This window comes from Nocardia sp. CA-120079, from assembly GCF_050955745.1.
Classification (GTDB): Bacteria; Actinomycetota; Actinomycetes; order Mycobacteriales; family Mycobacteriaceae; genus Nocardia.
In genome coordinates, this window is sequence record NZ_CP192088.1 from 623,747 (window position 1) to 642,113 (window position 18,367).

21 protein-coding genes and 1 riboswitch are annotated in these 18,367 nt (G+C 66.3%); of the genes, 8 read left to right on the forward strand and 13 right to left on the reverse strand.

Annotated elements, in window-relative coordinates; genetic code table 11:
* Positions 1-181 precede the first annotated feature (181 nt).
* Positions 182-2,743 carry an ATP-dependent Clp protease ATP-binding subunit gene (locus ACQPYR_RS02905; RefSeq protein WP_063042776.1) on the forward strand — a complete coding sequence of 854 codons (2,562 nt, stop codon included), beginning with the start codon at positions 182-184 and terminating at the stop codon, positions 2,741-2,743.
* Positions 2,744-2,870: 127 nt separating this feature from the next.
* Positions 2,871-3,518 (forward strand): vWA domain-containing protein, encoded by a 648-nt coding sequence (locus tag ACQPYR_RS02910; protein ID WP_433627263.1) that lies wholly within the window; start codon positions 2,871-2,873, stop codon positions 3,516-3,518.
* Between the two features lie 226 nt (positions 3,519-3,744).
* Here the strand turns inward: ACQPYR_RS02910 and ACQPYR_RS02915 are convergent, their stop codons facing one another.
* The 5 genes from ACQPYR_RS02915 to ACQPYR_RS02935 form a co-directional block, all read right to left on the reverse strand.
* The gene (locus ACQPYR_RS02915; protein WP_433627266.1) at positions 3,745-4,551 is read right to left on the reverse strand and encodes an LLM class flavin-dependent oxidoreductase; all 807 of its coding nucleotides are present in this window, start codon (positions 4,549-4,551) and stop codon (positions 3,745-3,747) included.
* Positions 4,548-4,721, reverse strand: coding sequence for a hypothetical protein (locus tag ACQPYR_RS02920; protein WP_433627269.1), 174 nt, complete (start codon positions 4,719-4,721; stop codon positions 4,548-4,550). The genes ACQPYR_RS02915 and ACQPYR_RS02920 overlap by 4 nt, the downstream gene beginning before the upstream one ends.
* 132 nt (positions 4,722-4,853) lie before the next feature.
* Entirely contained in the window at positions 4,854-5,294 is a 441-nt protein-coding gene (locus tag ACQPYR_RS02925) for an OsmC family peroxiredoxin (RefSeq protein WP_040686169.1), read from the reverse strand.
* A gap of 293 nt (positions 5,295-5,587) precedes the next feature.
* Positions 5,588-5,908 (reverse strand): DMT family transporter, encoded by a 321-nt coding sequence (locus ACQPYR_RS02930; protein ID WP_063042772.1) that lies wholly within the window; start codon positions 5,906-5,908, stop codon positions 5,588-5,590.
* 37 nt (positions 5,909-5,945) lie between these two features.
* Complete coding sequence (locus ACQPYR_RS02935; RefSeq protein WP_433627272.1) at positions 5,946-6,590, reverse strand: FMN-dependent NADH-azoreductase; 645 nt, start codon at positions 6,588-6,590, stop codon at positions 5,946-5,948.
* A gap of 101 nt (positions 6,591-6,691) precedes the next feature.
* Between ACQPYR_RS02935 and ACQPYR_RS02940 the strand changes: the two genes are divergently transcribed.
* The gene (locus ACQPYR_RS02940; RefSeq protein WP_433627274.1) at positions 6,692-7,297 is read left to right on the forward strand and encodes a TetR/AcrR family transcriptional regulator; all 606 of its coding nucleotides are present in this window, start codon (positions 6,692-6,694) and stop codon (positions 7,295-7,297) included.
* A 56-nt stretch (positions 7,298-7,353) separates the two neighbouring features.
* Here the strand turns inward: ACQPYR_RS02940 and ACQPYR_RS02945 are convergent, their stop codons facing one another.
* Together ACQPYR_RS02945 and ACQPYR_RS02950 are read right to left on the reverse strand one after the other, a co-directional pair.
* Positions 7,354-8,214: an ABC transporter permease gene (locus ACQPYR_RS02945; RefSeq protein ID WP_433627277.1), complete on the reverse strand. Its 861-nt coding sequence runs from the start codon at positions 8,212-8,214 to the stop codon at positions 7,354-7,356.
* Positions 8,211-9,113 carry an ABC transporter ATP-binding protein gene (locus ACQPYR_RS02950; RefSeq protein WP_433627280.1) on the reverse strand — a complete coding sequence of 301 codons (903 nt, stop codon included), beginning with the start codon at positions 9,111-9,113 and terminating at the stop codon, positions 8,211-8,213. Before ACQPYR_RS02950 ends, ACQPYR_RS02945 begins: the two co-directional genes overlap by 4 nt.
* Positions 9,114-9,380: 267 nt before the next feature.
* On the opposite strand from ACQPYR_RS02950, the gene ACQPYR_RS02955 reads away from it, so the two are divergent.
* Together ACQPYR_RS02955 and ACQPYR_RS02960 are read left to right on the forward strand one after the other, a co-directional pair.
* Positions 9,381-10,673, forward strand: a complete 1,293-nt coding sequence (locus ACQPYR_RS02955; RefSeq protein ID WP_433627282.1) for a sensor histidine kinase — start codon at positions 9,381-9,383, stop codon at positions 10,671-10,673.
* The gene (locus tag ACQPYR_RS02960; protein WP_433627285.1) at positions 10,670-11,362 is read left to right on the forward strand and encodes a response regulator; all 693 of its coding nucleotides are present in this window, start codon (positions 10,670-10,672) and stop codon (positions 11,360-11,362) included. Before ACQPYR_RS02955 ends, ACQPYR_RS02960 begins: the two co-directional genes overlap by 4 nt.
* 41 nt (positions 11,363-11,403) lie before the next feature.
* On the opposite strand, the gene ACQPYR_RS02965 is transcribed toward ACQPYR_RS02960, so the two are convergent.
* The 4 genes from ACQPYR_RS02965 to mhuD all read right to left on the reverse strand — a co-directional run bounded on the left by ACQPYR_RS02965 (position 11,404) and on the right by mhuD (position 13,481).
* Entirely contained in the window at positions 11,404-11,874 is a 471-nt protein-coding gene (locus ACQPYR_RS02965; RefSeq protein WP_433627288.1) for a hypothetical protein, read from the reverse strand.
* A 36-nt stretch (positions 11,875-11,910) separates the two neighbouring features.
* Positions 11,911-12,732, reverse strand: coding sequence for a CbtA family protein (locus ACQPYR_RS02970; RefSeq protein WP_433627290.1), 822 nt, complete (start codon positions 12,730-12,732; stop codon positions 11,911-11,913).
* Entirely contained in the window at positions 12,723-12,917 is a 195-nt protein-coding gene (locus tag ACQPYR_RS02975) for a CbtB domain-containing protein (RefSeq protein ID WP_040686176.1), read from the reverse strand. Before ACQPYR_RS02975 ends, ACQPYR_RS02970 begins: the two co-directional genes overlap by 10 nt.
* 31 nt (positions 12,918-12,948) lie before the next feature.
* Positions 12,949-13,111, reverse strand: a riboswitch (cobalamin riboswitch).
* Positions 13,112-13,166: 55 nt separating this feature from the next.
* Positions 13,167-13,481 carry a mycobilin-forming heme oxygenase MhuD gene (mhuD, locus tag ACQPYR_RS02980; protein WP_040686177.1) on the reverse strand — a complete coding sequence of 105 codons (315 nt, stop codon included), beginning with the start codon at positions 13,479-13,481 and terminating at the stop codon, positions 13,167-13,169.
* An 88-nt stretch (positions 13,482-13,569) separates the two neighbouring features.
* On the opposite strand from mhuD, the gene ACQPYR_RS02985 reads away from it, so the two are divergent.
* Positions 13,570-14,322, forward strand: a complete 753-nt coding sequence (locus ACQPYR_RS02985; protein ID WP_433627293.1) for an alpha/beta fold hydrolase — start codon at positions 13,570-13,572, stop codon at positions 14,320-14,322.
* A 171-nt stretch (positions 14,323-14,493) separates the two neighbouring features.
* Here ACQPYR_RS02985 and ACQPYR_RS02990 read toward each other — a convergent pair whose 3' ends face one another.
* Entirely contained in the window at positions 14,494-15,378 is an 885-nt protein-coding gene (locus tag ACQPYR_RS02990; RefSeq protein WP_433634994.1) for an A/G-specific adenine glycosylase, read from the reverse strand.
* 147 nt (positions 15,379-15,525) lie between these two features.
* On the opposite strand from ACQPYR_RS02990, the gene ACQPYR_RS02995 reads away from it, so the two are divergent.
* Positions 15,526-16,149, forward strand: a complete 624-nt coding sequence (locus ACQPYR_RS02995) for a carbonic anhydrase (protein WP_040686204.1) — start codon at positions 15,526-15,528, stop codon at positions 16,147-16,149.
* A gap of 121 nt (positions 16,150-16,270) precedes the next feature.
* Entirely contained in the window at positions 16,271-16,951 is a 681-nt protein-coding gene (locus ACQPYR_RS03000) for a hypothetical protein (protein ID WP_433627297.1), read from the forward strand.
* A gap of 5 nt (positions 16,952-16,956) precedes the next feature.
* On the opposite strand, the gene radA is transcribed toward ACQPYR_RS03000, so the two are convergent.
* Positions 16,957-18,363: a DNA repair protein RadA gene (gene radA, locus ACQPYR_RS03005; RefSeq protein WP_433627300.1), complete on the reverse strand. Its 1,407-nt coding sequence runs from the start codon at positions 18,361-18,363 to the stop codon at positions 16,957-16,959.
* Between the last annotated feature and the right edge of the window lie 4 nt (positions 18,364-18,367).

Genomic DNA, 18,367 nt, shown 5'->3' on the forward strand with positions numbered 1-18,367 from the left:
AACTAGCACGTTATGAGTGAATGACCGTGTTGTCGCCGGTCCCCAATAGGGTGGACTGGAGGCGGCGTAATCCCCTGCCAACTAGAGTGGAGGCCGGGGCCGCAACCCCCGGGCTTCATGGCAGGCTGACGCCACGGAAGCGTCGGATGCCAGAATTTCGGAGCAGGAGAGTGAGGGAGCGATGTTCGAGAGGTTCACCGACCGCGCGAGGCGCGTCGTTGTCTTGGCCCAAGAAGAGGCCCGGATGCTCAACCACAACTACATCGGCACCGAGCACATCCTGCTTGGGTTGATCCACGAGGGCGAGGGCGTAGCGGCGAAGTCGCTGGAATCCCTTGGTATTTCGCTGGAGGGTGTGCGCAGCCAGGTGGAGGAGATCATCGGCCAGGGCCAGCAGGCTCCGTCCGGTCACATCCCGTTCACCCCGCGTGCCAAGAAGGTGCTGGAACTGAGCTTGCGCGAGGCGCTGCAGCTCGGCCACAACTACATCGGCACCGAGCACATTCTGCTCGGCCTGATCCGTGAAGGTGAGGGTGTCGCGGCGCAGGTGCTGGTAAAGCTGGGTGCGGATCTCAACCGGGTGCGCCAGCAGGTCATCCAGCTGCTGTCCGGATACCAGGGCAAGGAGCCGGTGGAATCCGGTTCGCGCGGCGAGGCTGGTACCCCGTCCACCTCGCTGGTGCTCGACCAGTTCGGCCGCAACCTGACCCAGGCCGCCCTCGAGGGCAAGCTCGACCCGGTCATCGGCCGCTCGAAGGAAATCGAGCGCGTCATGCAGGTGCTGAGCCGCCGCACCAAGAACAACCCGGTTCTGATCGGCGAGCCCGGTGTCGGTAAGACCGCCGTGGTCGAGGGTCTTGCGCAGGCCATCGTCAACGGTGAGGTCCCGGAGACGCTGAAGGACAAGCAGCTCTACACCCTCGACCTGGGTTCCCTGGTCGCGGGCAGCCGCTACCGCGGTGACTTCGAAGAGCGCCTGAAGAAGGTGCTCAAGGAGATCAACACCCGCGGCGACATCATCCTGTTCATCGACGAGCTGCACACGCTCGTCGGCGCGGGTGCCGCCGAGGGCGCGATCGACGCCGCTTCGATCCTGAAGCCGAAGCTGGCCCGCGGTGAGCTGCAGACCATCGGTGCGACCACCCTCGACGAGTACCGCAAGTACATCGAGAAGGACGCCGCACTCGAGCGCCGGTTCCAGCCGGTCCAGGTCGGCGAGCCGACGGTCGAGCACACCATCAACATCCTCAAGGGTCTGCGCGACCGCTACGAGGCGCACCACCGGGTGTCCATCACCGACGGCGCGCTGGTGGCCGCGGCCACCCTGGCCGACCGCTACATCAACGACCGGTTCCTGCCGGACAAGGCGATCGACCTGATCGACGAGGCCGGTGCGCGCATGCGCATCCGTCGCATGACCGCCCCGCCGGACCTGCGCGAATTCGACGACAAGATCGCCGATGCGCGCCGGGAGAAGGAAAGCGCCATCGACGCGCAGGACTTCGAGAAGGCGGCGCGGCTGCGCGATAAGGAAAAGCAACTGGTCGCCAAGCGCGCCGAGCGCGAAAAGCAGTGGCGCTCCGGTGATCTGGATGTCGTGGCCGAGGTCGACGACGAGCAGATCGCAGAGGTGCTGGCCAACTGGACCGGTATCCCGGTGTTCAAGCTCACCGAGGAGGAGACCACCCGTCTGCTCCGCATGGAGGACGAGCTGCACAAGCGGATCATCGGCCAGGAGGACGCGGTCAAGGCCGTGTCGAAGGCGATCCGCCGTACCCGCGCCGGTCTGAAGGATCCGAAGCGTCCCTCGGGTTCGTTCATCTTCGCCGGTCCGTCCGGTGTCGGTAAGACCGAGCTGTCCAAGGCGCTGGCGAACTTCCTGTTCGGCGACGACGACGCGCTCATCCAGATCGATATGGGCGAGTTCCACGACCGCTTCACCGCATCGCGGCTCTTCGGTGCCCCGCCCGGGTACGTGGGCTACGAAGAGGGCGGCCAGCTCACCGAAAAGGTGCGCCGCAAGCCGTTCTCGGTCGTTTTGTTCGACGAGATCGAAAAGGCACATCAGGAGATCTACAACACCCTGTTGCAGGTCCTCGAGGACGGTCGTCTCACCGACGGCCAGGGACGTACGGTCGACTTCAAGAACACCGTGCTGATCTTCACCTCGAACCTGGGTACCTCGGACATCTCCAAGGCGGTCGGCCTGGGCTTCACCCAGTCCAACGCCGAGGGTTCGAACTACGAGCGGATGAAGCTCAAGGTCAACGACGAGCTGAAGAAGCACTTCCGGCCCGAGTTCCTCAACCGCATCGACGACGTGATCGTCTTCCACCAGCTCACCACGGATCAGATCGTGATGATGGTGGATCTGATGATCGGCCGCGTCGCCACGCAGCTGAAGAACAAGGACATGGAGATCGAGCTGTCCCCGCAGGGCAAGGCACTGCTTGCCAAGCGCGGCTTCGATCCGGTGCTCGGCGCCCGGCCGCTGCGCCGGACCATCCAGCGCGAGATCGAGGACCAGCTGTCGGAGAAGATCCTCTTCGGCGAGATCGGTCCGGGTCAGACCATCGTGGTCGACGTCGAGGGCTGGGACGGCGAGGGCTCCGGCGAGAACGCCAAGTTCACCTTCACCGGCAAGGCGAAGCTGACCAAGGCGGCAGCCACCGAGGAGAAGCCGGAGGTCGTGCTCACGGGTGCGGGCGAAGGCACCACCACGGCCGAGGCCGCCGGCGAGTAAGTCGAACGGCTAGCAGATGCCGCCCACCGGATTTCCGGTGGGCGGCATTTTTTTCTGGAATTCGCACGCTCGAGCGGCGGCGTACCGTGGGGAGCGGTCATTCCGACAACTATCACGGGGGTGCTAGGTGACAAATTCAGATCTGACATCGGTCGCGGTTCTGCTGGATCGGTCGGGTTCCATGCAGGCGATCAAAACCGATACCGAGGGCGGCTTCGATGCCTACATCGAAGAACAGCGCAAGGTGCCGAAGACGACGCTGGTGACGCTCGCGCAGTTCGATACCGAATACGAACTGGTCTATGCGAATCGGCCGATCGCCGACGTGCCGCCGCTGAACCTGCAGCCGCGCGGCGGAACCGCACTGTACGACGCGGTGGGGCGGCTGGTCACCGATATCGGCCGGGAACTCTCGGCTCGACCAGAGCACGAGCGGCCGGGCACGGTGATCGTCGTTGTACTCACCGACGGGCACGAGAATTCCAGCCGAGAATGGACGCATGCCGCGGTGCGGGCGCTGATTACGCAGCAGCAAGAGGTGTACTCCTGGGATTTCGTATTCCTCGGCGCGAATATGGATGCGGTGGCGGTGGGGTCCGAATTGGGATTCGATCCGCGGCGCTCGCTCACCTATGGTGCGACTCCGGCGGGTGCCGCTGGTGTGTTCGCCTCGGCGGCGGCGTATTCGGCGCGGCGCAGTATGGCGGCGCCCGGACAGGTTGTGGAAGGTTTCACCGATGCCGAACGGCGGGCCGCGAATCCGGACGGGCAGTAGTTCGGCAGGCAGCGCTGGTGTGGGTGCGGGCTGATCGAGGACGCGCAGACCACCACCGCAACGCCGCGGTCGCGAGGATTGCGACTGCGGCGTTGCGACGAGTGCCGGCTGTTGTGATCCGAGACCTGCGGTTGCGGGCCGCGGGTGCGCCGTGCGGCCTGTGGCCTGCGGGTGCGGGGCACCCCGCCGGGTGCGGCTGCGTGTTGCAGGGCAGCCGCGTGGGCGGTCAAGCGGAGGGATTCGTGAATCGGGCGAGGGTCGGGGCGAAGGCTTGGGCCAGCTCGCCTGGGACGATCAGTTCATCGATTCCGTACTTCTCCCTGCGGTATTCGAGCACCTCGGCGACGGTCGCTGGATCTTCATCCAGCACCCCCGCCGATCCGGCTGCGCGCAGTCCGGCCGCGGTGAGTCCGAGGCGCTTGCTCAACCAAAACGGCAGTTCGTCACCGATGCCGACCAGCTGATGGGTGAAGCGCACATCGCGATCGGTGTTGTCCCGCACCACTCGCACCATTTCGGCGAGATCGGCCTCCGTGGCCTGCGGTCCCGCGGCCAGGAGCACTCGATCGGCCAAACCTGCTGCGACAGTGAGCATTCGAGGTCCGTTCGCGGCAACGACGATCGGTGGGGCCGGATCGATCTGTGCACGAACGGCATCCACGGTGGCGATGAGTTGCTCGCGCCGCCGGGCCGCCGAGCCCCACGGCATACCGAGCCGTTCGGCCTCACCGCTCGCATCAGGACGTCCCGACCCGATGCCGAGTTCGAATCGTCGGTCTGAAAGCAATTGCAGCGCAGTGGTTTCCCGCACCGTGACGGCGGGGTTGCGCAGCGGAGCGGCCAGTACGTTCGGGCGCAGCCGCACCGTGGTGGTCACCGCTGCGGCGGCCGCGAGCGTCGGGAACGGCGATGGGGTGTTCAGTGTGTCCGGAAGCAGGATCGTCCGGTAGCCCTGCTGCTCGGCGCTCTGTACCGCGCGGGCCCATTCAGCACCCGAGCGCGGTGTGATGACGATTCCGAAGGTCAGGCTCATGATGTGGTCTTCCGGTGTGTCCAGAACCGCCGCCGCGCGAATACGAAGACGACGATTATGGTTGCCCAGAACAGCGCTGGGAAGATCCAGAAGAACGGCCAGGGATGCCACCCGCCGTCATAGTGATCGGCCAAGAAGGTCATGGCCTCGGGTTGGGTGAAAATGTTCATGCCCCAACCCTGCGCCCGACACCCCCACCCGGACATCGGCCTACCGACGACATTCGCCCTACGCCTGTGCGCGTACGCGGCGCTCGCATAACCACTGGGCTCCTCGCACAGGCGGTGCGAGGAGCCGGGAAGTCAGGCGAGGGCGGCGTCGAGGGTGATGTTGTCCACCCCGGCGAGGGCCTTGCTGACCGGGCAGCCCGCCTTGGCGGCGGCCGCCGCGGCGGCGAAGCCGTCGGCGTCCAGGCCGGAGACCCGGCCGCGGACGGTGAGTTTGATGGCGCTGATGCGGAAGCCGCCGTCCGGATCCGGGCCGAGGGTGACATCGGCGGTGACGTCCAGGCTCTCGGGTGTGCCACCAGCATTGCCGATCTGGGCCGAGAGGGCCATGGCGAAGCAGGAGGAGTGCGCCGCCGCGATCAGTTCCTCGGGGCTGGTGGTGCCGTCGGCGTCGTCGGCTGCACGCTTGGGGAAGGAGACGTCGTACTTGCCGACACCGGAACTGGCCAGCTCGACCTGGCCGGAGCCGTCCTGGAGGCCGCCGGTCCAAGCGGTGCGCGCGGTACGTGTGGGCATCACGGTCCTTTCGAAGATGTGTGAATCACAATTCGCAGTCGAACCTACCCCCGCCGCCGCCGCGACGCGTGCGAAGGCGGCAGTCCGAATCGAGTGCACCGGCAGGTGATGGTCGGGCGGGCTCGGCCGTGCGCTGATCGAGCTGTCCGAAGTACCGACGGCCAGGCCCGCGAATGCCGGTCGCGGGCCGCTTTATCGGCAAATCCCGCGTGCGCCAAGGGAAGTCGAGTACCGAAGCAGATCGGGTACCCGCACAGGTTCGATCATGCGCGGGACTGTACCGCCGGACCCGCTCACTCCGGATTGGTGACGCGCGCCAGCACGATGCCCCCGAGAATCAGCGACAGCGCCAGCAGTCGTCCGGCGCTCATCGGATCCTTGTTGATCACGACACCGAGGCTGATCGCGCCGACCGCGCCGATTCCGGTGAAGACCGCATAGGCCGTACCGACCGGCAATGTCTGCATGGCACGCGACAGCAGGTACACCGCGACCGCGCCGAGTACGAAGCAGATGACGGTCGGGACGAGACGGGTGAAGTTCTCGGTCGGCTTGATGCTCTGCGACCAGATGATCTCCACCAGTCCCGCGATGCCGAGGATGATCCAGTTCATCAGTATTCCGATCCTTTCGGGCGACTGCGGGCAGTTGTCAGCGGCCGGCCGAATTGCGCGCGGATTCCAGTGCGGCCGAATAGGACTCGTCATGCTTGCCGCGCAGATGCGCGAGTGCCGGGTCCTGCCGCGAATTGGCGAGTTCCGCATTGACGAAGACGGTGTCGGTGACGGCGAAATGGCCCGCGAAGAAATCGCGCAGATAGCGCTCTTGATAGTCGAAGGCGGCCTTTGGGGCGCCGGGTGCGTACGACCCGCCGCGTGCGGAGACGACCACGAATCGCCTTTCGCCCAGAGACATTCGCGGAAAGGTCACCTGATCGAGCCAGGCCTTGAGCGCTGCCGGGATCGAGTAGTTGTACATCGGGGTGCCGATCAGAATCACATCGGCGGCCAGCAGCTCGGTCAGCAGCGGCTCCACTATCGCCCAGGCGGCGGCCTGTTCCGGTGTGCGGACCAGTTCGGCGAGGCGGTTCAGATCAGTGCTGGGTTGGGCGAGGACGGCATCGCATAGTTCCGTCCATGCCCCGTCGATGAAGGGCACCGGCTCGGCCGCCAGGTCGCGATAGATGTAGCCGCCCTCCGGATTCTCGGCGCGCCATGCCTCGGCGAATGCCGAACTCAGTTCCCGGCTGATGGAACGACGCCGTGCGCTGGCATCGAGGTGCAACAACGTGCTCATGATCTCTCCGATGAATCTAACTGGACACTATGTCCGTTTGAACGGTACAGATAACTGGACGCTCTGTCCACTTGCTTGGAAAGTCGAGTACAGTCGGGGCGATGAACAGCGATATGGACCTGCTCGGCGGGCATTCGGAACCCGCAGTGCCGACCGAGCGCGCGGACGCGGCCCGCAACCGGGCCAAGGTGCTCGCCGCGGCCGCCGAACTGTTCGCAATGCGGGATCCGCGCACCGTCACGATGGACGACATCGCCAAAGCGGCGGGGGTCGGTCGCGGCACGCTCTATCGCCGCTACCCGGATAAGAATTCGATCGCCGTCGCACTGCTCGACGAACACGAACGCGCACTGCAGGAGCAGTTGTTGCGCGGCGAACCACCGCTCGGTCCCGGCGCGCCACCAGGCGAACGGCTCGCCGCCTTCTATGCCGCCATGGTCGAATTATTGGACGGGCACGCGGATTTGGTGCTCGGTGCGGAGACCGGCGGCGCGCGGTTCGCCACCGGTGCGTACGGCTTCTGGTTCCTGCACGTCCGGTCGCTGTTGGTGGCCGGTGGCGTCGGGGAACCGGACGCCATGGCCGATTCGCTGCTCGCACCATTGGCCGCCGAGGTCTACCGGCATCAGCGGGCGCGCGGTCTCACTTCCGCGCAGATCGCGGCGGCGCTGGCCGAACTGGCCCATTCCGTGCTGTCCGAGCCCTGAATGCATCGAACCGCTGACGAACTGTTGTCCGCCAACGGTTTTCGGTGCCTGCGAGATCAGGCCATGTCGCGCCGCCGCACCAGCCACATCGTGCCCGCCGCGAAGAGCGCCACGTACGCCACCAGCGCGATGAGCGACTGAGTCCGCGACAGGATGTCGAGCACCCCCGGCGTCGACGACCCTTCGACGGTCCGCATCGCCCCGGCCATCGAACCCGCTGCCGTACCGGGCAGATGATCGGTGAGCACCTTGATCGGGCTGAAGATCGCCGCGACACCGCGCAGCAGATTCTCCACCACCAGTACCCATACCAGTCCGAGCCCAACGGCGAGTGCGGGACCGCGCGCGATCGCCCCGATCAGTGCGCCCGCCAGCGTCCACATCCCGAGAATCGTTGTGCCGGTGATGATTCCGTTCACCGCCTGGCCGAGGCCTGGCAGTGCGAGCGACTGTGATCGGGTTGTCGCGATAATCGAGGCGACCCCGATATCCGCCACGAACGCGACGCACACCAGCCCGATAACCGTGACCGCAAGGCTGATCAGCGCACCGCCGATGGCATTGGACCGCGACGGACCCTGGGTGAGCACGGTCTTCCAAGTGCCCCAGCCATATCCGCTACCGATGGTCAATGCGCCCAGAATCAGCATCAGCGCACCACCGAACATCGCCATGCCCTGGGTGAACACCTCTGGCACTGCGGCGGGCAACATCTGGTGCAGCAGAACGTCTTTGGGCACGCCGTTCGACATCGTCTTCATATCGCCGGAGGAGTAGGCGAGATAGTTGAACAGGTAGGAGAAGGTGAGATTCAGCAGAATCCAGGTGCCCAGGATGATCCAGAATGCGGGCCACTTACGCAGTCGCAGCATTTCCGCTCGCGTGCTCGCCATCAGGTCTTTCACCGTCGCGTTCATTTCACCGGCTCCAATTGGGTCATTTCGAAGAACACTTCTTCCAGGGACTTTTCATCGGTCCGCAGCTCCAGCAGATCCGCGCCGGATTCGACGACCGCTCGCGCGACCACCGGCGCGCTCTCCGCGCCGGCCTCGATCCGAATACCACCCGCGGTCAACATGGCCGAGCGCTCGCCGACCGCCCGGCGCACCGCCGGAAATGCCACCTCCAGCGGTTCGGCGCGCAGCAAAAGCGAAGACGCGCCGCGCAATTCGGTGACGGTGGATTCGGTGAGCAGTTGCCCGCCCGAGATCACCCCGACGCGATCGCAGATCTGCTGTACCTCGCTGAGCATGTGGCTGGACAACAGCACGGTATGACCGTCACCGGCGAGAGTTGTGATGAGCTCCCGCATTTCGGCCATCCCCTGCGGGTCGAGGCCATTGGTCGGCTCGTCCAGGATCAGCAGATCGGGACGGCCGAGCAGGGCCGCGCCGACGCCGAGGCGCTGCTTCATGCCGAGGGAGTAGGTGCGGAATTTGTCGTCGGCGCGACTGACGAGGCCGACGCGGTCGAGTGCGTCCTCCACGTCGGCTCGCGCTAGGCCGCGGTATTTCGCGAGTACCCGCAAGTTGTCGCGGCCACTGAGGTAGGGGTAGAAGCCCGGGCCCTCGATGAGGACGCCGATGCGGCGGACCACGGCCGGATCGCCCGGAGTATGTCCGAGCACGGTGGCGCAGCCCTCCGTCGGACGGATCAACCCGACCAGCATTCGCAGCGTGGTCGTCTTGCCCGCGCCGTTCGGACCGAGGAAGCCGTAGATCTCGCCGGGTGTGACATGCATATGCACGCGGTCGACGGCGGCGTGGGTGCCATAGCGTTTGGTCAGCCCTGCGGTGACCACGATGGAATCTGTCATGCCCCGAGAATCCGCCCCGACCAGGGATGGCACATCCGTCACACGGCGATGCTCGACGTACGTACCGCGGCCTACGAAGACCGTGACAGCGGACGGGACGACTGATTTCGCAAGCACGTGGGTGATCGCCCACTCCTGGCTGTCACCTCGACCGACGGCCCGCGACGCGACCGTCGAGGCACCCACGACCGGCAAATATTCGCGGGGCGGGCGAGCATACGTAGCGCGGCGGACGCCGTGGCCCGTCCGGGCTAATAGGCTGCAAGTGTGACAGCGCCAGGGGAATCGAAACGTGGCCCGGTCGTTCAGGACTGGGTGCTCGCGCTCGTCGTCGCGGCGATCCAGCTCGTCGGGGGACGCAATGCCAACCTGCGCCAGACCGGAGTGCACGCACTCGACGCATTCGGCTATGTGCTGTTGCTGATCGGACCGGTGGCGTTATTGCTACGCCGTTCCTACCCGCTGCCCGCGCTGCTCGTGACGATCGCGTCCTGCGCGGTGTACCTGCTGCGCGGCTATGGCTACGGCCCGATCTTCGTCTCGCTGGTGATCGCTTTCATCAGCGCCGCGATCGTCGGATCGCGCTGGTGGACATATCCACTCGCGCCGATCGGCTATCTCGCGCTGCTCTGGCCGCTGCCCGCGCTGGTCGGGCATCCGGCCGACCCGTGGCTGGCCTTCGGCATGATCGCCTGGCTGGGTGTGCTGGTCGCGATCGCGGAGGGGATCCGCCAGCGCCAGGCGGTGCTGGTGGCACGCAGGCAGCGGGCCGAGGCGGCACGCCGCGATGAGGAGGCGCAGCGCGAACGGCGGGCCAGCGAGGAACGGCTCGCGATCGCGCGCGAGCTGCACGATGTACTGGCACATAGTCTTTCGCTGATCAATGTGCAGTCCTCGGTGGCGCTGGAGCTCTTCGCCAAGAAGCCGGAACAGGCCGAATCGGCGCTCGCGGCAATCAAAACGGCGAGTAAGGATGCGTTGGCCGAGGTCCATACGTTGCTGCACTCGATCCGCAGTGGCAGCGCGGCCGAAGTGCGCGACTCGGAGGTCGAGCCGGAATTCGCGCGTGCACGTCCCGATTCCGAACGGGACCGAGATAATTCGGCTGCCCGCAGCGTCGAAGCCCCGCCGCCGGCTCCGCGGAGCCCGGCCCCGAGCATCGAGGACTTGGACGCACTGCTGCAGCGCACCCGTGCCGCCGGTCTCACGGTCGACACCCGCGTTATCGGCACCGCGCACAAACTGCCCAGCGTCGTCGATGTGGCGGCGGCCCGCATCATCCAGGAATCGCTGACCAATGTGGTCCGCCACGCGCCCGGCGCACCGGCCGCGGTGACCATCCGCTATGCCGCCGATTCGGTCGAGATCACCATCGACAACGCTCGCGCCACCGGCACACAATCGAAGTCCGGAGCCAGCGGCGGCAACGGCATTCTCGGCATGCGTGAGCGGGCACACGCCCTCGGCGGCCAGCTCATCGCGGGTCCGCGGCCCAGTGGCGGATTCCGCGTGGTGGCCCGGCTGCCGTCCCAGGTGGGGGCTCAGGAGGAGGTGCGATGAACGGCGGCGATTCGAGGGACGCGGGTGGGCCTGTCCGGGTATTGGTTGCCGACGACCAAGCCCTTGTGCGCGGCGGTTTCGTCGCTCTGCTCGATGCGCAGGACGGCATCGAGGTGGTGGGGGAGGCCGACAACGGCGAACAGGCCGTCCGCATGACCCGCAGCCTGACCCCCGACGTGGTCCTGATGGATATCAGAATGCCGGTCCTGGACGGCCTTGCCGCCACCAGGATGATCGCCGAGGATCCGAAACTCGCCGAGGTGAAGGTGGTCGTGCTGACCACCTTCGAACTCGACGAATACGTTTTCGAAGCAATGCGCGCCGGGGCAACGGGGTTCCTGGTCAAACACACCGAACCCGCCGATCTCGTCCGCGCCGTCCGAGTCGTCGCCGTGGGCGACGCCCTGCTCTCACCCGGCGTCACCCGCCGCCTCATCGCCGAATTCTCCGCCCATGCCAAACAACCCCCACCCGCCGCCTTCACCGAACTCACCGACCGCGAGCGCGAGGTCATGACCCTGGTAGCCGAGGGCCTCACCAATGCCGAAATCGGCGAACGCCTCTTCATGAGCCCCGCCACCGCCCGCACCCACGTCAGCCGCATCCTCATGAAACTGGACGCCCGAGACCGCACCCAACTCGTGGTCATGGCATACGAATCCGGCCTGGTCCGGCCCCGGTGGCAGTGAGTCTGTCGCTGTGCGAGATAGCCACTGGGTATGCGAGGCCACTAGCTGCGCCGGAAGTGGGGGCGCGCGGTCGGGTGGTACATGGCGGGGATGGCGACCAGGACGGCCAGGATGTGCCCGGTGCGGAAGGTTCCGGTGATCACCGCGGATGCGTTGAGGTTGTGGAACAGGTCGCCGATTTGCTCGGCGGACAACGTGGCTGCCAATGGTTCGATGATCAGCGAGGCCAGGCCGATGCCGCCGATGCCGAAGGTGAGCACCAGTCTGGCCCAGCGGGCACCGCGCGCCATTTGGCAGGCAACACCGAGAACCACCAGGTAGATGCCGCCGCGAATGGCCAGACCTGTTGCGAGCGAGCCGATATCGGCATTCGGGCGGTCCAATTGCACGGCGGTGTAGGTGATGGCCTCGCCGACGCCGCAGAGCAGCGCGACGACGAGGCCGGTGAATGCCACGGAAACCGAGCGCGGTGGGTCGGTTCGCGGCCGTACGGAAAAGGCAGTGCCGGTCATGCGACCGACACTGCCCTTCGCGGTCCGAACTCCGGATCAGCCTGCGGTAGCGGCTGTTTCTCGTACCGGAGTGCTATCGCGCGTGGCGAATTCGGTGAGCGCCGCGAAACCGAGGCCGAGGCAGGCCCACAGGGTGGCCGTTTCGCCGAGCGATGTCGCACGGAACTGCCACAGCAGGACGGCCGGGAAGTCGTCCTTCACCTCGTTCACACCGGGCAACAGGACGTACCCGAGTACGACGATGAGGACGAATGCCGCGACCGCGGCGATCAGCCGGACCGTACCGAGTTGCGCGGCAAGCAGTTTGTAGACGTAGAGCCCGATACCCACGGCAGCCAGTCCGAGTAGCACCGCCGCCAACCACAGCAGGGTGCGCTGGTTGATGGTGTCCGGTTCACCCACGGCGGGTGGGTTGGCCGGGTACTTGAAGAACGGCACCGCCACGATCGCGGTCCAGCCGGCCGATGCCAATCCCAGCGCGAGTTTCGGCCCCGACGAGATGGTGTACCGGCGTGCGAAATGCGCGACCGAAGCGAAGATCGCCCCGAGCGCGAGCCCGGCGAGTCCGAGCGCAAGGAACTGCCCGAACTTCTGTCCGGACCGACTGACCAGCGGCTCTTCCTCGTCACCGTGCGTATGCCCGGCTGGTTCCTCGGCGTGCTCGGCGGCCTGCTCCTTGGCGGTATTGGCCTCTTCGATGGAGATGGCGGCGTCGATCTTGGGTTCGCCGACGAAGTAGCCCACTGTCGCGGCCAGCAGACCGGCGATGAGGCCGGCCAGCAGGCCACGGAGCAGCAGGGTCTTGAGGGATCCGCCCAGGGGGACGGCAGCCGACGGGGTCGGGGTACTCAGTGGCACGGCACACCGAGCAGGTGACGTCCGTCGTGCATGAGCTCATGCAGGTACATCCCGCTGCGCGAGATGACGCCCTGGTCGAAGCCGACCAGGTACAGCGTGAGCAATGCGAGAAGAACGACGCCCACTGCGATGAGCAGCGTGCCGAGTGAATCAGTTGCCCGACTCGGTGAATGCGCGATAGCCATTCGAGTCCTCCTAGGGATGCGCGTCCCGTGAGTTGTTCTGTGCAAGGGCGCCGGTGTCTGGCTTTCCGGCACCAAGGACTCGGTGCAAGAACACAGTGGCGCGACCGCTCCGGATTTTCACCGAATTACCGCGTCACCCTCGCGTTTGTCATTTCGAACTGTGACATCTGTGCACGCCCGCCGTCAACACGGCGGGTAACTTGCCCAGGCCGGGCTGGGCGCGTCGCGCGTCGCGTCTGTCCAGCGTTTTCAGGAAGCGGACTTGGCCGCGACGTCCAGTACGACCTCGAATTCCAGCAGCGAGGCACCCGTCGAAACCGGCTTCTGCCGCTCGCCGGCGTGCGCCTCGCGCGCGGGTCCGTCCCGCCACGCCGCGAACGACTCCTCCGAATCCCACTGGGTGACAACGAAGTACCGGTTCTCCCCGGCCACCGGCCGCAGCAACTGGAAGCCGAGGAAGCCCGGCGAGCCCTCGACCGCGTGCGCGCGATGGGCGAATCGCTTCTCCAACTCGGGGCCCGCGCCCTCCGGAACCTCGATCGCATTGATCTTCACAACAGCCATGCGCTCGACAATACGTTCGCCGATGAACCCGGCTACCACGGAGCGGGTCTTACGAACACTCAGCGCGCAGGCGCTGCAAAATGTCACGGTGTTGTATGACCAAGGTGGAGCAGGGGTGCCGATCCTGCTGCTGCACGGACTGATGGGTAGTGCCCGCACCTGGCGCGATCACCTCGACTGGCTGCGCAAGTTCGGCCATGTCTACACCTTCGACGCCGCCGGTCACGGTCGTCCCGCGCCCGTGGAACTGACCACCGAGGCCTTCATCGACGACCTCGCCGCGGCCACCGCCGAAATTTCCGAACCCATGGTGGTCATCGGACATTCGATGGGCGGTCTGCACGGCTGGGTTTTCGCCGCGGGATATCCGGAGCGGGTGCGCGCGCTGGTGGTCGAGGATATCGCCCCCGACTTCCGTGGCCGCACCGCCGCGAACTGGGCGGCCATGATCGAGTCCTGGCCGCAGCCGTTTCCGGATGCGGATGCGGTGCTGGACTACTTCGGCCCGGTCGCCGGTCGCTACTTCCTCGACTCCTTCGAGCACGGCCCCGACGGCTACCGTCTGCACGGTTCGGTCGCCACCTTCCGCGATATCTCCGAGGAGTGGGGAACCCGCGACTTCTGGGCGCAATGGCGCGCGGTCGAAGCGCCCGTTCTCTTGATCGAGGGCGAATTCACCATCACCCCCGAGGGCCAGATGCGGCAGATGGCCGATGTCCACCCGGACGCTGGCTACGTCCGCATCCCGGGCGCGGGCCATCTGGTGCACGACGACCAACCCGAGCGCTACCGCACCGAGGTCGAGGCCTTTCTCCGGAAGGTCTTGAATCTTCCCGCATGAGGCTGTGTTCCGCCCCTCGGCGGTCAGGGCGAACGGCCCGTCGGTTTTATTCGACAAGGCCCTCGATGACGTCGCATGAGGCTGTTCCAGCTTCGCCGGCCAGCGCGAGCAGTCCGTAGTGGAGCGTCCGATCGGGGGCTTGTTCGATAAGGACTCGAAAACCCCGATTGTCTAGCCCTCGCCGGCCAGCGCGAACAACCCGTCGGAGGTTTGTTCGATGAGGCCGTCGAGCAGCAGCGAGTCCAAAGCGCGGTCGCGCTGGCCGGGATCGCGAGTCCAGGCCAGATCCAACCGGATTCGCTCGACCGGCCCGCTCGCGTCGCGTAACACGTCGAGCAGCCGACCGCGCGCCTGACGATCGGTGCCCTCGTACTTCTGCGTCTTCCGAACCACATCCGAGACCGGCCTGCCCGCCGAAACCCACGCGCATTGCGGCAGCGGGCAACGCGAGCAGTCGGGCGTGCGCGCCGTGCACACCGTCGCGCCGAGTTCCATCAGCGCGGCGGAAAATATTGCGGCATGGTCGATTCGGCGCGGCAGCAGGGCTTCGGTCTCGGGCAGATCGCGCGACGACGGATTACCGGCCTCCGCGCGCCCGTGCACCGCGCGCGCCACCACCCGGCGAACATTGGTGTCCACCACCGGAACTCGCTGTCCGTAGGCGAAACAGGCCACCGCCCGCGCGGTATACGCGCCGATACCCGGCAAACCGAGCAGCACATCCACATCGGTCGGCACCTCGTCGCCGTGTTCCTCGGCCAGCACCTTCGCGCATTCGTGCAGCCGCAACGCCCGCCGCGGATATCCGAGCTTGCCCCAGGCACGCAGCACCTCGGCCTGCGACGAGGCCGCCATGGCGGAGGGGACCGGCCAGCGCGCGACCCACTCCCGCCAGATCGGTTCGACCCGGACCACCGGCGTCTGCTGCAGCATGATCTCGCTCATCAGGATCTGCCAGGCGGTGACGTTTTTGCGTCGCCACGGCAGATCCCGCGCGGTCTCCCGGTACCAGTCCAGCAACGATTCGGCATCCACCCGGTTGGTACCCGTCGTGATCTTGGGTTTTCCGCCTGCATGCTGTTGCGCTGCGCCGCCCTTCGACACTGCCCTCACCGTTCCTATTGTCCCGCGGCCGGTCGATATTTGCCGAGCCGTAACGAACCGGACTCGCTGGTAACCATTGCGATGTGCACAATGGTCGGTATGCCGGATTCCAACCCGATCAGTGCCTGGAAATCCCTTCGCGAGGGCAATGCACGCTTCGTGAACGGCAACCTGCTGCATCCTAGTCAGGGCGCGGCCGACCGGGCCAAGCTCGTCAGTGGCCAGCACCCGCACGCAATCCTCTTCGGCTGCGGCGACTCCCGCGTGGCGGCCGAGCTGATTTTCGACCAGGGCCTCGGCGATATGTTCGTCGTGCGCACCGCGGGCCATGTCGTGGACAGCTCGGTGCTCGGCTCGATCGAGTACGGCGTGCAGGTCTTGAACGTGCCGCTGATTGTGGTGCTCGGGCACGACAGCTGCGGCGCGGTGAAGGCCACCATCGACGCGCTGGACGGTGGCGAAGTGCCCGGCGGATTCATCCGCAGTGTGGTCGAGCGGGTCACGCCGTCGATTCTGATCGGGCGCCGGGAAGGGCTGTCCACCGTCGACGAGATGGAGGCCAGGCATGTGGTGGAGACCAGCCGGCTGCTCATGCAGCGCTCGATGATCATTTCGCAGCGCGTTGCCACGGGTGAATGCGCGATCGCCTGCGTCACATACAAACTGGCCGAGGGCGAAGTCAAGTTGCAGCGGGTCGTCGGCAATATCGGTGAGCTGGTCTGATCCGGCCGAATCGAGACATCCAACGGTGGGAGCGGAATTTACCTGCCGTGCGCGGGTTTTCCGATCCGACACGCCGGGGTCCTGAGTCGCTGTACCGGATCGTGCCCTTACCGTTGACTCCGTGCTGGAACCGAATGGACCGCTGCCTCCGGAGATCTATTGGCGACGCCGCGCGCTCGCCGTAGGTGTCCTGGTCGTGGCGCTCGCACTGGTGATCTGGTTGGTATTGACGGTCACGCGCGGCGGCGATTCGCCCGGTACGACAAAAGCGGCCGCGACCAGTTCCGCGTCGGCGACGAATAAGCCCGCGGGCGCGTCCTCCTCGACGCCGCCGCCGACCACCGGCGAATCCAGCGCGAAGCCCACCGGCACTACCGCTGCGGCCGCGAGCGCCAGCCAGGTCGCCGCGGGTATCTGCCCGGATCAGTCGCTCGCGGTGAAGGTGACCGTCGAACAGCCGACCTACAAGACCGGTGAGAATCCGGTATTCGGCGTCGTGATCACCAATATCTCGTCCACGGCCTGTTCGCGCGATGTCGGCTCCGGACTGCAGCAGGTCTCGGTGACCAGCCTCGACGGCCAGCGCCGCCTATGGTCGAGCACCGACTGCTACCCGGACGGCGCCCCCGACGTCCGCACCCTGAACCGCGGCGAGCAGGCGGCCTTCATGGTCACCTGGTCGGGCTCGACCTCCCAACCCAACTGTGCGGGCGACCGCGTCCAGGTTCCACCCGGCGCGTACGCCGTTGTCGCCCAACTGGGCTCACTCCGCAGCGCCGCCGAACCCTTCAACATCGCCTGACAGGCTCAGAAGTCGGGGGCGGTTTCGGTGGCTGCGGTGCGCTGTTTACGGAGTCCGGCTAGGCGGATGGCCGACTTGACGTCGGTCACCTCGTGGATCTTCATGCCGCTCTTGGTGCGTGCCAAACCGGGTGGCACCAGCGCGGTGGTGAAACCGAGGCGTTCGGCCTCGGCGAGTCTGCGTTCCAGTCCGGTGACCCGGCGCACCTCGCCCGCCAGCCCGACCTCACCGAGGATGATCCAGCCGACCGGCAGCGCATGATCGCGCTCGGCACTCGCAATGGCAAGTGCCACAGCGAGATCCGCGGCCGGCTCCAGCAGGCGCATACCGCCGACGGTCGCGGCGTACACGTCGTGCTTGCCGAGGAACACCCGCCCCCGGCTCTGCAGTACGGCGAGCACCATGGCGACCCGGTTGTAGTCCAGCCCGCTCACCGCCCGCCGCGGATTCGGGATCTCGGTGTGCACGGTCAGACCCTGTACCTCGGCGACCAGCGGCCGTTTACCGTCCATCGCGACCGTGATCGCCGTACCCGACACCGAATCGGTGCGATGGTGCAGAAACAGCCCGGACGGATCGGTGACGCAGGAGATGCCGTCGTCGTGCAATTCGAAACAACCGACCTCGTCGGAGCTGCCGAAGCGGTTCTTGATGCCGCGCACCATGCGCAGTGTGGAGTTCTTGTCGCCCTCGAACTGCAGCACCACATCCACCAGATGTTCGAGCGTGCGCGGGCCCGCGACATTGCCGTCCTTTGTGACATGTCCGACCAGCAGCACCGCGATGCCGCTCGCCTTGGCCAGTGACGTGAGCGCCGCCGCGACCGCGCGCACCTGGGTGACGCCGCCGATGGTGCCGTCCACCTCCGGGACGAGCATGGTCTGCACCGAGTCGACCACCAGCAGTGTCGGACGCACCTGTTCGACATGGCCGAGCACGATCGACAGATCCGATTCCGCTGCGAGATATACCCTTTCGTGCACCGCATTGGTCCGGTCGGCGCGCAGCCGAACCTGTCCGGCCGATTCCTCGGCGGTGACATACAGCGACTTCTCGTCGCGCTGAGTGGCCCAACGATGGGCGACCTCCAACAGCAGCGTCGACTTGCCGACGCCGGGCTCACCCGAGAGCAGTACGACCGATCCGGGCACGATGCCCCCGCCCAGCACCCGGTCGAGTTCCTCGACCCCGGTCGGCCTGGCCTTGGTGACCTTCGAATCGATATGCGAGATGGGCGCGGCGGCGGTGCTCGGCAGCATGGCCTTGCGCCCGACCGGTGATGCCGCGGTGGCCGCCGATCCGGCTACCTCGTCGACGGTGCCCCAGGCGCCGCAGTCCGGGCATTTGCCCACCCACTTGGCGACCTCGTACCGGCATTCGGAGCATCGGAAGATCGACTTGGTCTTGGCCACAGGC

Excerpts from the sequence above, each read along its gene's own strand:
- ACQPYR_RS02935 (WP_433627272.1), bottom strand. The coding sequence starts at position 6,590 with ATGAGCACGTTGTTGCACCTCGATGCCAGCGCACGGCGTCGTTCCATC.
- mhuD (WP_040686177.1), bottom strand. The coding sequence starts at position 13,481 with ATGGCTGTTGTGAAGATCAATGCGATCGAGGTTCCGGAGGGCGCGGGC.
- ACQPYR_RS02975 (WP_040686176.1), bottom strand. The coding sequence starts at position 12,917 with ATGGCTATCGCGCATTCACCGAGTCGGGCAACTGATTCACTCGGCACG.
- ACQPYR_RS02960 (WP_433627285.1), top strand. The coding sequence starts at position 10,670 with ATGAACGGCGGCGATTCGAGGGACGCGGGTGGGCCTGTCCGGGTATTG.
- ACQPYR_RS02925 (WP_040686169.1), bottom strand. The coding sequence starts at position 5,294 with ATGCCCACACGTACCGCGCGCACCGCTTGGACCGGCGGCCTCCAGGAC.
- ACQPYR_RS02995 (WP_040686204.1), top strand. The coding sequence starts at position 15,526 with ATGCCGGATTCCAACCCGATCAGTGCCTGGAAATCCCTTCGCGAGGGC.
- ACQPYR_RS02965 (WP_433627288.1), bottom strand. The coding sequence starts at position 11,874 with ATGACCGGCACTGCCTTTTCCGTACGGCCGCGAACCGACCCACCGCGC.
- ACQPYR_RS02940 (WP_433627274.1), top strand. The coding sequence starts at position 6,692 with ATGAACAGCGATATGGACCTGCTCGGCGGGCATTCGGAACCCGCAGTG.
- ACQPYR_RS02950 (WP_433627280.1), bottom strand. The coding sequence starts at position 9,113 with ATGACAGATTCCATCGTGGTCACCGCAGGGCTGACCAAACGCTATGGC.
- ACQPYR_RS02920 (WP_433627269.1), bottom strand. The coding sequence starts at position 4,721 with ATGAACATTTTCACCCAACCCGAGGCCATGACCTTCTTGGCCGATCAC.
- ACQPYR_RS02930 (WP_063042772.1), bottom strand. The coding sequence starts at position 5,908 with ATGAACTGGATCATCCTCGGCATCGCGGGACTGGTGGAGATCATCTGG.
- ACQPYR_RS02945 (WP_433627277.1), bottom strand. The coding sequence starts at position 8,214 with ATGAACGCGACGGTGAAAGACCTGATGGCGAGCACGCGAGCGGAAATG.
- ACQPYR_RS02915 (WP_433627266.1), bottom strand. The coding sequence starts at position 4,551 with ATGAGCCTGACCTTCGGAATCGTCATCACACCGCGCTCGGGTGCTGAA.
- ACQPYR_RS02905 (WP_063042776.1), top strand. The coding sequence starts at position 182 with ATGTTCGAGAGGTTCACCGACCGCGCGAGGCGCGTCGTTGTCTTGGCC.